This window comes from Streptomyces sp. NPDC049040, assembly GCF_043197715.1.
In the GTDB taxonomy this organism is placed as follows: domain Bacteria; phylum Actinomycetota; class Actinomycetes; order Streptomycetales; family Streptomycetaceae; genus Actinacidiphila.
This window is the reverse complement of the sequence record NZ_JBICTO010000023.1, coordinates 1-13,280: the sequence shown is the minus strand read 5'-3', so window position 1 is coordinate 13,280 and position 13,280 is coordinate 1. Positions and strand designations below refer to the sequence as shown.

Genomic DNA, 13,280 nt, shown 5'->3' with positions numbered 1-13,280 from the left:
ATGGCAACGTTGTCAGGGTCGAGAGGGTCCAGGTCGGACCGCTGGGCGGTGGTCACTGTGCCCTCGTGACGCGCAGCGAGGAGATCGCGTCGTTGTTCCCGGTGCCGGTGAGGTTGGCGTTGTCGGAGGTGAAGGTCCACTGGGTGCCGGTGAAGCCCGCGTCGGCGTAGGCGGTCACCGTGTAGCCGGCCGGGACCCGCAGGGAGGAGATGCTGTCGTTGGCGATGCCCGCGGCCTGGAGTTGCGGCAGGTCGTAGCTGCCCGTGGCGAGCGTGGCCGACGGGCCGGAGTAGCCGGCGTCACCGTAGACGCTGGGCGCGCCGCCACCGCCGCCCGCTGGCGTGCCGTCCACCTCGAACTCGTAGAGGGAGTAGCCGTACGGGGTGTTGGGGGTGACGCCCTGCATGCGCACGTATCGTGCGGACTTGCCGACGTCGACGGTCTCGGTGCCGCCTTGGCCTGTGGTGGTGGAGTAGGTGTCGGTCCAGTGGCTTCCGTCGTCTGACACCTGGACTTTGTAGGCCTTGGCGTAGGCGGCCTCCCAGGTCAGTACCGCGGTGGTGACGTTGTACTGTCCGCCGAGGTCGACCTGGATCCAGGCGCTGTTGTCGTTGCTGTGGTCGCTGGACCAGCGCGAGGACGGGTTGCCGTCGATGGCGTTGGCGGCGGTGTACGTGCCGTCCTGGTAGGAGGCGGTGGCCTTGGCGCCCGGGTTCAGCGACAGGTTCACCGGCACACCGCTCGGCGGGGCAGGCGGCGCAGGCACGGTCTGGCCGGCCGGCGGCCACAGGGTGAAGGAGTTGGCGCCGTTGTGCGCGGCCGCGAACGGGCCCGCCATGACGTTGCCGCTGTTGATCGGGGAGCCGAAGAAGTCGGTGTCGACGTCGGCGGCGATGCTCTGGTTCGCGTGCGGGATGACGCCGACCCGGGACTGGGTGACCGGGGTGAGGCCGCTGATGCCCGAGGCGTTGAGGTCGAAGTTCAGCGACAGCTGCGAAGTGGTCGCGGTGTAGTGGACGTTGGAGATGACGTTGGTGAAGTTGCCTTCCTTCACCTGCGTCTTGTCGGTGGCGCTGTCGGGCAGCGTGGAGCCCTGGACCAGGTTGTTGTACCAGAAGAACTTCTCCGGTGAGGTGAGCGCCGTGGTCTCGTTCATCGTGCCCGGCTGGAAGTAGTAGGCGTCCCTGCCGCTGCCGTCGTTGTGGATGCTGCCGTTGTCGACGAACAGGTTGTTGGCGAAGACGATGCCGGTGGCGTCCAGCGTCCTGATGTCGCTGTTGCCGATGAAGACGTTGTCGTCCACCAGGATCGGGCCGAAGACGGCCTCCGCGTAATAGCCCCAGGGGCTGTTCATCACGATGTTGCCGGTGATCCGGACGTTCTGGTTGCCCCAGTCGGTCCAGATGCCCGCGGAGTTGCCGCCCTTCGAGTTCTTGATGTAATTGCCCTTGATCAGTCCCTCGTTCATGTAGTGGACCTTGATCGGGGCGGTCTCCGCGCCGCTGAACTCGTTGCGGTAGTCGGTGTCCTCGATCCTGTTGTACAGAATGTCGGAATTCCAGGAGAAGACTCCGGCGATGCCGGACTGGCCGCACTTCGCGATGTAGTTGTTGCGGACGATGTGCGAGCCGTACTTGGCGGTGTCGTGGAAGTTCGTCCTGGTCGTGCCGGGCCGGTTGCCCGCCCACTCGTCGTTTCCGAGGCCGATGTCGATGCCGATGGTGCGGGCGTTGACGACGATGTTGTTCTCGATGATCCACTTCAGGCCGCCGTTGACGCTGATCGCGCCTGCCTGCCGCCGCGACGGGCTGCTCGGGAAGTCCGAGTAGGTGTTGGCCGCCTGCTTCACCGTGAAGCCGTCCACGGTGATGTAGCCCAGCCCCCAGGCGTCGGGGGCGAACACCTGCCTGCGTACGTTGATCTCGGCGAGCCTGGAGTTCGGGTCGGCGCCGTTGAAGTTCGCCCAGATCGTGGTGCTGCCGCCGGACACCTGCGAGTACCAGGTGCCCGCCGTGCCCTGCACGTCGCCCAGGGCCGGCTTCTCGGAGTACGCCTGCTCGTCCAGGTAGACGTCGCCCGCGGTGTAGCCGGGGAAGACGTCGCCGCCGCCGCCCTGCGGCTGGCCCGTCGCGTAGGGGTTGTAGTCGCCGAAGTAGCCGGCGGGCAGGGTGACGCTCCAGACGTTGCCGCCGGCCCGAACCCAGGAGTCGACTTCCTCCGAGCCCTTGACGACCACCTCGCCGTCACCGGCGTCCGCATACGTGATGCGGTGCGCCTCGTCGGTCCCGCCGCGTGCGGGCTTGACCGTCTCCCGGTAGAGCCCGGCGTGCACCAGCACCGTGTCACCGGGCTGGGCCTCCTGTGCCGCGTGGTTGATGGTGAGGTACGGGGCGGCCTGGGTGCCGGCATTGCTGTCGCTGCCGTTCTTGGCGACGTGGATCACGCGTGGGGCGGCGGCGTGCGCCGCGATCCCGGGCATGGCCACGGAGAAGAGCGCGAGGGCGCCGACGAGGGCGCACAGCGCTCTGGTCCTGGCGCCCGGGCGCCAGGACGCGGGGGTCCTGCGGTGTCTCATGGGGGCTCCTTTGCCGCAACCGGCCCCGGCCGCGCCGGGCGGCCGGAGCCGGGGCAGGCAGGGGGCGGAAGCGGTGGTTCTGGGTGGGGGGCTGCCGTACGGCAGGGGCGCTGACGATAAGTTTCATTATTAATCTATGCAAGTCTTCCCCGTCATCGCCCGGAAACGGCCCGGCAGTTCGAGCACCGTACCGGCGCGCCGCACCGGCATCAAGACGTCGGACGGAACCATCCGTTCGGCCGCCTCCCGGCCGGCGCCGGCGGCCTATCCGCTACGCCCGTGCCGCGACCTGCGGCCCGTGCCCGGGTGCGACCGAGCCCTGCAGCACCAGGGCCGCCCCGCCGATCGCGGCGGAGTCCCGCGGATTGCTCGACAGGTCGACCCGCACGCCGTGCACCTCCCGGGTGAAGGCCTGTTCTGCCAGCCGGCGGCGGATCTCGGTGACGTAGAGGGACCCGGCGACGGCGAAGCCGGGGCCCGCGAGCACGAGCGTGTCCAGGTCCCACAGGTTGGCGAGGGTCACGGCGCCCTCGGCGAGCAGCGCCGCCGACTCCTCGACCAGCGCGCGGGCCTCGCCGTCGCCGTAGACGGCCGCCCGGGCCAGCACGTCGAAGGCGCGTGCGTCCGGGTCGTCGGAGCGGATGCGCAGCCGGTCCGCCAGGCCCGGCACCGTCAGGGCGCGGGCGACCACCGCGTGCGGGGCCGCGTACTGCTCGAGGCAGCCGCGGTTCCCACAGGGGCAGGGCTCGCCGTCGCGGACCACCGAGATGTGGCCGATCTTCCCGGCGTTGGAGCTGGCACCGCGGTGCAGCGCGCCGTCCAGCACGACGCCGGAGCCGATGCCGGAGTTCATGTAGAGGCAGCCGAAGGTGCGCTCCCTGGAGACCTGCCGCCCCCAGAACTCGCCGACCGCGGCCGCGGCCGCGTCGCTGTCGACCAGCACGGGCACGTCCAGCCGGCCGCTCAGCGCCTGGGCGAGGTCGAGCCCGCCGCGCTGCCGCGGGCCGGGCGGCGCCAGGAATCCGCCGCGTGCGACATCGACAGGGCCGGGGCCGACGACGGCGAGCCCTGCCACGCTCTGCGGCGGCAGGCCGAGGCCGTCGGTGACATCGCGGTAGAGCGCGGCGAGCCGGGCGGCCACCTCGGCCGGCCGGCTGTCGGCGGGTCCCGCGACCAGCTGGCGGCCCACGGTGCCGCCCCGCGTGTCGGTCACCACGCAGGTCAGGGTGTCGGCGCCCATGTGGATGCCGACGCCGTAGGCCGCGCGGGAGTTGATGACCAGCATGGCGCGGGGCTTGCCGCGGGTCGCGACGGTGTCGCCGGTCTCGCGCACGACGCCGTCGTCGATCAGCCGGCGGACGATGTTGGAGATCGTCGGCTGCGTCAGCCCGGTGACCTTGACCAGCTCCACCCGGCTGATCGGCCCCGAGGAGCGGATGAGGTCCACGACGAGCGCGCGGCTACCGGGTCCCGCAGCCGCTGACTCCCGTCGGGCCACCCTCGACCACCTCTCGTCCCGCCGTACGCTGTCGCACGACCACGTTGTGTGGACGAGGTTAGACGAAGGCCGGACGAGCTCGATCGACCAGGAGGAACCATGGCTGCGTCACCGGGCGGCCGGACGGCACGCCTGCGGCAGGGCACTCCGGTCGGTCTCGCCCTGGTACGGGACGCGGAGGTGCTGGGCGCCGAGCCGTTCTTCCACGAGTTCATCGCGGGAATGGAGCGCGTCCTGGTGCCGCTCGGCGTGCCGGTGCTGCTCCAGGTGGTGGCCACGGTGCGGCAGGCGAGCGAGCGCATGCGCGCCTGGGCGCGGTACGGCCAGGTGCAGGGCATGATCCTCATCGATCTGCTGCCCGGGGACGAACGCGTCGCGCTGGTCGAGCAGTTGGGCATGCCCGCGGTCGTCATCGGGGACCCGGTCACCGCCGGCGGGCTGCCCGCGGTGTGGACGCAGGACGACGTGGCGATGCGGGACGTGGTCGCCGCCCTGGTCGCCGCGGGCCACAGGCATCTCGGCCACGTCGGCGGCCCGGCCCAGATGGCGCACACCATCATCAGGCGCAGGACCTTCGAGTCGGTCGCGGCGGAGTACGGGGTGCGCACCACGGTGTTCGACGGCGACTACTCGGAGGCGGCGGGCGTACGCGCCGTCACCGCGCTGGGCGCGCTCGCGGACCGCCCCACCGCGCTGGTCTTCGACAACGATGTGATGGCGCTGGGCGCGCTGCACGAGGCGGGTCGCCGCGGTCCCGCGGTCCCGGCCGACCTCTCGCTGGTGGCCTGGGACGACTCGGCGCTGTGCCAGCTGGCGGTGCCGCCGCTCAGCGCGGTCAGCCACGACGTCCAAGAGCTGGGCGAGCTGGTCGGCAACGCCCTGGTGGAGGCCTTGGCGCAGGACGTGCCCGTGGGCGGGGCGCGTGTCGTCAAGGCCGCGCCTGCCCGGCTCGTCACCCGCGGAACCCTCTGACCGACTGAGTCGCCGCCTGCCCTGTCCGTCACCCTGGGCTTTCATAGATTACTAATCTTAGTACTTGACTCCATGGGTTGCCGTCGTGGACGCTGTCTCGCGAGCACCCGCAGAACAGGCCGGTGCACTCTCGGTGACCGCCTGGGACACCTGTACCCCGGCGCGTTCCAGCCCGTCGTTCCCCACGCGCCATCGGCCGATCGTCGAGATCGACGTGCTCCTCCACCCCTGCACGCACAGCAAAGGAAAGACTATGGACCACCGCACCAGGCCACGGGCCGTGCGCGCCGTGGCCGCCGCCGTCGCCAGCGCCCTCGCCTTCACCCTCGCCGCCTGCGGCTCCAGCGGTCAGGGGGGCGGCGGCAATGCGATCGACGTCGTCACCCGCTGGTCGGCGGGCAACTCGGCGGCCGCGGCCCAGGGCCGCGTCTTCAAGGCGTTCACCGACGAGACCGGCATCAAGGTCAACGCCACCGACGGCCTGGAGACCATCGACGACCAGGTCGAGAACGCCGTCGCGGCAGGCAAGTCCCCCGACCTGGTGATCGTCAACCTCTTCGACAAGACGCTGGGCTGGCAGGACGCCGGCGTCACCGTCCCGGTCGACAAGTACCTGAAGGAATGGGGGCTGGCGGACAAGATCAAGCCCGCGGCGCTGGACGAGTGGCGGGTCGGCGGCAAGCCGGGCGGCGCGCTGCAGGGCCTGCCGTTCTCCGGCTTCAGCTGGCCGATGTGGTACAACACCGACCTGCTCAAGAAGGCCGGTGTGGCCCAGATCCCGGCCACCACCGACGAGTTGATCGACGCGGCGGGGAAGCTGCGCGCCGCGGGCATCCAGCCGCTCACCGTCGGCGGGAACGACTGGACGGGGCAGAAGCTCTTCTACCAGATCGCCGAGTCGTACACCGACGCCGCGACCATGGAGAAGGTCATGAAGAACGGCGGCTACTGCGCCACGCCTTCGGTGCTCCAGGGCATCAAGCTGTTCACCCGGCTGCGCGACGCCGGCGTCTTCGTCGACAATGCCGCGGGCCTGATAGCCGACGGCATGTACGCCTCCTTCTACGCCGGCAAGTCCGCGATCATGTCGGCCGGTTCATGGGCGTACACCGAGGCCACCGCCTCCGGCACCGGGATCGAGAAGCACACCGCGCTCGCCGGACTCCCCGTCCCCGGCGACTCGACCTTCAAGAAGCCGACCGCCTTCCAGGGCTTCACCGGCGTCGGATTCATGATCACCAAACGGGGTGCCCAGCCCGACCGGATCGACAACGTCCGCAAGCTGATCACCAAGTTCTACGCCGACGCGACCGTCGGGGACTTCGTCAAGGACGCCGGCATCCTGCCCCCGACCAGCGGTGACTTCGGCACCTACGCGAAGGACCCGCTGCTCTCCCAGTCACTGCACCTGGACGCCGCGGTGGACTACGCCGTGGTGCCCGACGTCTGGATCGGCTCCGCGTCGGACCGGATCATCCAGGTCCTGACCGGCGCGTACGGGAAGTCGACGCCGGACAAGATCTGCTCCGGCCTCGACAGCGCCACCAAGGGCTGACACCCGCTTCCCGAGCGGGGGCCGCGGCAGCACCGGGCGGCCCCCGCCCTCGCGATAGGAAACGCACATGTCATCGAGCAGCATCCTGGCCGGCGGTCGCGCCGCGCCACCGACCGCCGCCCGCGGACGCCGGCGCGGCGGCGGGCTGAACTCGCCGCGCCTGCTGTGGCTGACGGTCCCGTCCCTGGTGTGGTTCGCCGTCTTCTCCGTGGGCCCGCTCGTCGCGATGTTCGTCATCGCCACCCTGCGCTGGAAGGGGCTGCTGTACGACCCGACGTACATCGGGGCGGAGAACATCAGGACCGTCTTCGCCGACCCGGTCTTCCACGACGCGGTACGCAACAGCGCGGTGCAGGTCGCCGTCGTCATCCCGGTGATGATCCCGCTGGCGTTCATGCTGGGCTACCACCTGAGCACCAAGCCCCGCGGCTACCGCGTGCTGTCGGTGCTCTACTTCTCGCCCGGCCTGATCTCGATCTCCATCACCGGGATGATCTTCTACGGGGTGCTGTCGCCCGACGGCGGTGCCAACGGGGCGCTGCGGGCGGTCGGCCTCGACTCGCTCGCCGACTCCTGGCTCGCCGACCCCGGCACCGCGCTGCCCAGCCTCATCGCCATCGACCTGTGGCGCGGCATCGGATGGACCGCGGTGCTGTTCGCCGCCCGGCTCTCCAGCGTTCCCGCCGAGGTCGTCGAGGCGGCCAGGATCGACGGCGCGGGCCGCTTGCGCATCATGTGGCAGATCACCTTCCCGATGGTCAAGGACTACGTCCGCACCCTGGCGATGCTCCAGTTCCTGTGGACCCTGTTCACCTCGGCCGCGCTGATCCTGCTCCTCACCAAGGGCGGACCCGGCACCTCGTCCACGACCTTGTCCTACCTGGTCTACCAGAAGGCCTTCGCCCAGAGCGACCTCGGATACAGCCAGGTGGTCGGTGTCGTCCTGCTCCTCCTCGGCATCGCCGGGATGCTCCTCATCCGCGCGCTGCTGCGCAGCCCCCTGGAGAAGATCCGATGACCGCCCCGCACGCCACCCGGCTGCCCCGCCCGCACGCCGCGCCCACGCGGCAGGCCCCGCCGCGGCCCGCCGCCGCCCGCCGCCCGGCCGCCGCCCGCCGGTCCCGGCGCACCCGCGGACCGCTCGCGGCCGTACTGTCCTGGCTCTACGCGCTGCTGCTCGCCGCGCCGCTCTACTACCTGGCCGTCAGCGCCCTCAAGACGAACATCGAGATATTCACCCACCCGTTCGCGCTGCCGAAGCACTGGCTGTGGGAGAACTTCTCCACCGCCTGGCGCACCGCCGACCTGGGCCGTGCCCTGGCCAACTCGCTGCTCATCTCCGCGGTCGCCATCGTGCTGACGCTCGGCCTGGCGCTGCCGGCCGCCTACGCCCTCGCACGCCTGGACACCCGGCTCTCCCGGATGATCACCGGCACGTTCTCCGTCGGCTTCCTCATCCCGCCCTTCGCCGCGCTGATCCCCACGGTCATCCTGGCGATCAAGACGGACCTCTTCTACACCCGCGAGTTCCAGATGCTCTTCCTGCCGGCCAGCGCGCTGCCGCTGTCGGTCCTGCTGCTCACCCAGTTCATGCGCACCGTCCCGCAGGCCCTGGTGGAGTCCGCCGCGCTCGACGGCGCCGGCAACTGGCGGCTGCTGGTCAACGTGTTCATCCCCATCGCGATGCCCGGCGTCGTCAGCGTGACGATCCTCCAGCTGCTCACGTTCTGGAACGAGTACCTGTTCTCACTGACCATCACCGGCACCGGGCCCGACGTGCGTACCGCCCAGGTCGCCCTGCCGACGCTCGTCTCCGACGCGACGAACTTCGGCGTGCTCACCGCGGGCACCGTGCTGACCCTCCTGCCGGTGTACGTCGCCTACTCGCTCTCCAGCCGCCGCATGCAGGAAGCTCTCACCGCAGGGGCGGTCAAAGGATGACACTCACCACGCAGACCGCGACTCCCACCGCCACCCGGTTCGACCTCGGCGGCGAATGGGAACTGACCTGGGCGGCGGGACCGCACGAGGTCCCCGGCGCCGTCCGCACCGCGGCCGTGAGCGCGCAGGTGCCAGGCGATGTGCACACCGCGCTGCTCGCCGCGGGACTCCTCGCCGATCCCGACGCCGGGTGGGGCGAGCAGGCACAGCTCTGGGTCGGCCACTCCCAGTGGACCTATCGCCGCCACTTCCCGTGGTCACCGACTCCCGGCGCCCGTACCGACCTCGTGGCGGACGGCCTCGACACCATCGCCGAGGTCCACGTCAACGGGCGCCGCGTCGGAGCCGCACGCGACCAGCACATCGCCCACCGCTGGCAGGTCGACGACGTCCTGCGGCCCGGTGACAACCTCATCGAGATCCGCTTCGCCTCCGCATGGGAGGCCGCCCGCGCGCACGAACGCGCGCACGGCCCGCTGCCCAGCCCCTACGACGAGCCGTACGCGCACGTGCGCAAGGCCGCGGCGAACTTCGGCTGGGACTGGGGACCGCACTTCGTCACCGCGGGCATCTGGCGCGGCATCCGGCTGGAGACCCACCTCGGCCGGATCGACCACGTCCGCCCGCTCGTCGCGCTGGCCCCCGACCACGGCGCCGCCCACGTCACGGCCCACGTCCGGGTCGAAGCGCCCGCGGGCTCCAGGGTCCGGGTCGAGCTGAGCGACCCGGCAGGCCGCCCCGCCGCGTCGGCGGCGGCCACGGTCGTGGGCGACGAGGCCGCGGTCACCCTGACCCTCGACGACCCGGAACTGTGGTGGCCGGTCGGCCTCGGGGCGCAGCCCCGCTACCTGCTGCGGGCAGAACTCGACCACGGCGGCACCGTCCTCGACGCCGCCACGGTCCGCGTCGGCCTGCGCAGCGTGGCGGTGGACGAGACCCCGGACGCGGCCGGCACCCGCTGGGCACTGGTCGTCAACGGCAGGACCGTACGGGTACGCGGCTACAACTGGATCCCCGACGACACCCTCGCCGGCCGCGTCACCCCGGACCGCGTCAGGCGGCGGATCGACCAGGCCGTGGCGGGGAACGCCAACCTGCTGCGGGTCTGGGGCGGCGGCCACTTCGCGACCGAGGACTTCCTCGACGCCTGCGACGAGCGCGGCGTCCTGGTCTGGCACGACTTCCTCTTCGCCTGCGCCGCCTACTGCGAGGACGACGAGATGACCGCACTGGTCACCGCCGAGGCGGAGCAGGCCGTCGCGCGGATGTCGGCACACCCCAGCCTGGTGCTCTGGTGCGGCGGCAACGAGACCGTGCTCGGCCGGCACCACTGGGGCTGGGCCGACCAGCTCGGCACCCGCGGCTGGGGCGCCGCCTACTACCTCGACCTGCTGCCCCGGATCCTGGCCCGCCTCGATCCGACCCGCCCGTACCTGCCGAACTCGCCCTGGTCCGGCACCCTGGAGCGCGACCCGCTGGCGGACACCCACGGCCCCAGCCACCTGTGGGACGCCTGGAACGAGGGCGACTACGCGCACTACCGCGACCACGACCCGGCGTTCGTGGCGGAGATGGGCTGGTGCGGCCCCGCCGCCTGGACCACCCTCGAACGGGTCCTCGACGGTGAGACGCCGGGCCCCGACTCGCCGCTGACCCGCCACCACCTGCGCGCGATCGACGGAATGCACAAGCTCACCCGCGGACTCCAGCCGCATCTGCCGGCCCCGGCCGGCGGCGCCGACTGGCACTTCGCGACCCAGCTCGTCCAGGCCCGCGCCGTCGCCGCGGGCGTGGAGTGGCTGCGCTCCCGCGAGCGCTGCGGCGGGGTCGTCGTCTGGCAGCTCAATGACTGCTGGCCCGCGATCAGCTGGTCTGCCGTCGACAGCTCCGGCATCGAGAAGCCCCTGTGGTACGCCCTGCGGCACGCGTTCGCCCCCCGGCTGGCCACCGTCCAGCCGCTGCGCCCGGGGCCCACCCACGACCCCGCGGGCGACGGCGGCCTGGTGCTCGCGCTCGTCGACGACACCGGCGACGACTGGCGGCCCGAGGTCACCGTCCTGCGGATCGGGCTCGACGGCCGAGAGTACGCCAGAGCCCGGCTGCGGCCCACCTGCCCGGCCGGCGGCCTGCTGCACCTGCCGCTCGACCCCGAGGTCGGCCGCCCGGCCGACCCGCACGCCGAGCTGCTCGTCGTCGACGCCGACGGGGTGCGCACCACCTGGGCCTACCGCCAGGACCGCGAGCTGACAGGGCCGCTGCCCGAGCGGACGGTCGGCCTCGAACTCGCCGCCGGCGAGCTGCGGGTGACGGTCACCGCGGTGACCGTGCTGCGCGACGTGTGCGTCTTCGCCGACCGGCTCGCCGGGCCGCTCGGCGTCGAGCCGCACGAACTGGTTGTGGACGAGGCCCTGGTCACGCTGCTGCCGGGGGAGCGGCACACCTTCCGGATCACCCGCAGGGACGGGCAGGCGATCACCGTCGCACCGGGCGCCGCCCTGCCGGGTCCTGCCCTGCTGGGCGCCGCGGTCCGCTCATCCGCCGAGCTGACCGGCTGACGGCACCGGCTGACCGGCACGGGCTGGACCGGCACCGGCCGTCCCTACGGGAGGTCCTGGCGGCCCGGCAGCGAGCGGGGCAGCCCGAACCACGGCAGCGCGCCGCTCTCGAAGCGGGTCATGGCGCCGATCCGGTCGCCGGACAGCGAGACGACGATGAGGCCGGTTCCATGGCGGTCGCCGGTGGCGGCGTGCAGGTAGGCGCCGAAGGCCGGCTGCCCGTTGGCGCGGGTCGGGACGAGATCGAACCTCCGGCCCGCGCCGAACAGCCCCGCGCAGAAGCGGGCCACGACCTCGCGGCCCTCGTACTCGAGCGGCATCGGCGGCATCGACATGAAGACGTCGTCGGTCAGCAGCGCGATCAGCGCGTCGAGGTCGGCGGACTCGTACGCGCTGACGAATCTCGCGACGAGCGCCTGTTCGGCCGGAGAGCCGGCGGCCGGGGCGGCCTCCCGTCCCGGGCGCGGCGGCAGGCCTCGGTGCAGGGCGGCGCGGGCCCGCTTGAGCGCGCTGTTCACCGAGTCGAGGGTCGAGTCGAGCATGCCCGCCACGTCCGCGGCGGGGAATCCGAGGACGTCGCGCAGCAGCAGGACGGCGACCTGGCGCGGCGGCAGCACCTGCAGGGCGGTGACGAAGGCCAGTGAGACCGACTCGGCCTGCTCGTAGCGCGCCTCGGGTCCCGGCGGCACGTCGGCCACCCCCTCCAGCAGGGCGTCGGGGAACGGCTCGAGCCAGACGACCTCGCCGAGCCGGGTCGGCTCCGGCGGTTCCACGCCCGGGACGTTCCACTGCTTGGCCGGCCGCCGGGCCGCGGCGCGCCGGGCGTTGAGGCAGCGGTTGGTGGCGATCCGGTAGAGCCAGGTGCGCAGCGAGGCGCGCCCCTCGAAAGCGCCGAGCCCCTGCCAGGCGGCCAGCAGCGTGTCCTGGAGCGCGTCCTCCGCGTCCTGGAAGGAGCCGAGCATCCGGTAGCAGTGCACCTGCAACTCCCTGCGGTGCCGCTCGACCAGTTGCCTGAAAGCCTCGCCGTCCCCGGCCCGCGCCCTGCCGAGCAGGTCTGCCGCCGCCACCTGATCCCCCGCAACCGCCGTCGGGTCGCCGTCGTTCCGCACCCTGTCCGCCCTTCCCGCGTCCTCTTGCCCTGCCATCCCTTCAGACACCGGCGGGGGCCTGAAGTGGGCGGTCGACCGCCGCCCGGTCGCCGTGCCCGGCGGTGTCCACCCCACAGCAGGCTCCGGCGGGCCGCGCGAGCGGGTCGCCGCAGTGAACCGGAGGAGAGGGATGTCGGCAATGATGCTCGACGACAAAGTGGTCGTGGTCTACGGCGCAGGAGGCGCGATCGGCGGGGCGGTCTCCCGCGCCTTCGCGAGCGAGGGGGCGAGACTCTTCGTCACCGGGCGGCTCAGGGAGCCGGTCGACGCGGTCGCCGAGGAGATCACGGCGGCGGGCGGCTCCGCGGAGGCGGCGACGGTCGACGCGCTGGACGAGCGGGCGGTGGAGGCGCATCTGGGGTACGTGGTCGGCAGGGCAGGCCGGGTCGACGTGTCGTTCAACGCGGTCGGGGTACCGGACACCGGCGTCGTGGGGGTACCGCTGGCCGACCTTGACGTCGACCGGTTCTCGCTGCCGATCGCCCGGTACACGAGGTCGTACTTCCTGACCGCGCGGCTGGCGGCCCGGCGGATGGTGCAGAACGGCTCCGGCGTGATCATGACGGTCAGCGCGCTTCCCGCGCGGACGGGCACCACCCTGATCGGCGGTTACGGCCCGGCGCAGGCCGCCAAGGACGCGCTCACCCGGGGCCTGTCGGCGGAGCTCGCGCCGCACGGCATCCGCGTGCTCGCCCTGCGCCCGCACGGCATTCCCGAGACGTCCTCGATGCGGGAGGTCGCGGGGCTCAAGGCGGCGGGCGTCGACTACGAGCGGTTCAGGGCGTATCTGGCGGGCACCACCCACCCGCGACGGGTCATGACACTCGGCGAGGTGGCGGACGCGGCGGTCTTCCTGGCCTCAGACCGGGCGCGCGGGCTGACCGGCACCGTGGTCAACCTGACCATGGGCGCCCTCGACGACTGACAGCACGGGCGGGACGGGCCGCGGGGGGGGGGGGGGGGGGGCGGGGCCCCGGGGCCCCCCCCCCCCGCGGGGGGGGGGCCGGGGCGCGCCCGGGGGGCGCGCGCCCCCCCC

At 72.2% G+C, this 13,280-nt stretch carries 9 protein-coding genes; 6 read left to right on the top strand and 3 right to left on the bottom strand.

Translation table 11 applies throughout. The features are described 5' to 3' along the window. Positions 1-52: 52 nt before the first annotated feature. A complete protein-coding gene (locus ACGFMP_RS33120) occupies positions 53-2,575 on the bottom strand; it encodes a discoidin domain-containing protein (protein WP_393677218.1) in 2,523 nt (840 codons plus the stop codon). 271 nt (positions 2,576-2,846) lie between these two features. Continuing rightward, a complete protein-coding gene (locus ACGFMP_RS33115; protein WP_393677217.1) occupies positions 2,847-4,073 on the bottom strand; it encodes an ROK family protein in 1,227 nt (408 codons plus the stop codon). Positions 4,074-4,172: 99 nt separating this feature from the next. Here ACGFMP_RS33115 and ACGFMP_RS33110 point away from each other — a divergent pair, with 99 nt between their 5' ends. The 5 genes from ACGFMP_RS33110 (at position 4,173) to ACGFMP_RS33090 (ending at position 11,096) form a co-directional block, all read left to right on the top strand. Continuing rightward, positions 4,173-5,045 (top strand): LacI family DNA-binding transcriptional regulator, encoded by an 873-nt coding sequence (locus ACGFMP_RS33110; RefSeq protein ID WP_393677215.1) that lies wholly within the window; start codon positions 4,173-4,175, stop codon positions 5,043-5,045. 253 nt (positions 5,046-5,298) lie between these two features. Beyond that, on the top strand, positions 5,299-6,600 hold the full coding sequence (locus tag ACGFMP_RS33105; protein ID WP_393677213.1) for an ABC transporter substrate-binding protein: 1,302 nt from the start codon (positions 5,299-5,301) through the stop codon (positions 6,598-6,600). A 67-nt stretch (positions 6,601-6,667) separates the two neighbouring features. Then, on the top strand, positions 6,668-7,618 hold the full coding sequence (locus ACGFMP_RS33100) for a carbohydrate ABC transporter permease (protein ID WP_393677211.1): 951 nt from the start codon (positions 6,668-6,670) through the stop codon (positions 7,616-7,618). Beyond that, complete coding sequence (locus ACGFMP_RS33095; RefSeq protein ID WP_393677210.1) at positions 7,615-8,541, top strand: carbohydrate ABC transporter permease; 927 nt, start codon at positions 7,615-7,617, stop codon at positions 8,539-8,541. The genes ACGFMP_RS33100 and ACGFMP_RS33095 overlap by 4 nt, the downstream gene beginning before the upstream one ends. Next, a complete protein-coding gene (locus tag ACGFMP_RS33090) occupies positions 8,538-11,096 on the top strand; it encodes a glycoside hydrolase family 2 TIM barrel-domain containing protein (protein ID WP_393677208.1) in 2,559 nt (852 codons plus the stop codon). Before ACGFMP_RS33095 ends, ACGFMP_RS33090 begins: the two co-directional genes overlap by 4 nt. Positions 11,097-11,140: 44 nt before the next feature. On the opposite strand, the gene ACGFMP_RS33085 is transcribed toward ACGFMP_RS33090, so the two are convergent. Then, positions 11,141-12,163 (bottom strand): sigma-70 family RNA polymerase sigma factor, encoded by a 1,023-nt coding sequence (locus ACGFMP_RS33085; RefSeq protein WP_393677206.1) that lies wholly within the window; start codon positions 12,161-12,163, stop codon positions 11,141-11,143. Positions 12,164-12,374: 211 nt separating this feature from the next. Here ACGFMP_RS33085 and ACGFMP_RS33080 point away from each other — a divergent pair, with 211 nt between their 5' ends. Further along, the gene (locus tag ACGFMP_RS33080; RefSeq protein ID WP_393677205.1) at positions 12,375-13,169 is read left to right on the top strand and encodes an SDR family NAD(P)-dependent oxidoreductase; all 795 of its coding nucleotides are present in this window, start codon (positions 12,375-12,377) and stop codon (positions 13,167-13,169) included. Positions 13,170-13,280 lie beyond the last annotated feature (111 nt).

Excerpts from the sequence above, each read along its gene's own strand:
- ACGFMP_RS33120 (WP_393677218.1), bottom strand. The coding sequence starts at position 2,575 with ATGAGACACCGCAGGACCCCCGCGTCCTGGCGCCCGGGCGCCAGGACC.
- ACGFMP_RS33110 (WP_393677215.1), top strand. The coding sequence starts at position 4,173 with ATGGCTGCGTCACCGGGCGGCCGGACGGCACGCCTGCGGCAGGGCACT.
- ACGFMP_RS33105 (WP_393677213.1), top strand. The coding sequence starts at position 5,299 with ATGGACCACCGCACCAGGCCACGGGCCGTGCGCGCCGTGGCCGCCGCC.
- ACGFMP_RS33100 (WP_393677211.1), top strand. The coding sequence starts at position 6,668 with ATGTCATCGAGCAGCATCCTGGCCGGCGGTCGCGCCGCGCCACCGACC.
- ACGFMP_RS33095 (WP_393677210.1), top strand. The coding sequence starts at position 7,615 with ATGACCGCCCCGCACGCCACCCGGCTGCCCCGCCCGCACGCCGCGCCC.
- ACGFMP_RS33090 (WP_393677208.1), top strand. The coding sequence starts at position 8,538 with ATGACACTCACCACGCAGACCGCGACTCCCACCGCCACCCGGTTCGAC.
- ACGFMP_RS33080 (WP_393677205.1), top strand. The coding sequence starts at position 12,375 with ATGTCGGCAATGATGCTCGACGACAAAGTGGTCGTGGTCTACGGCGCA.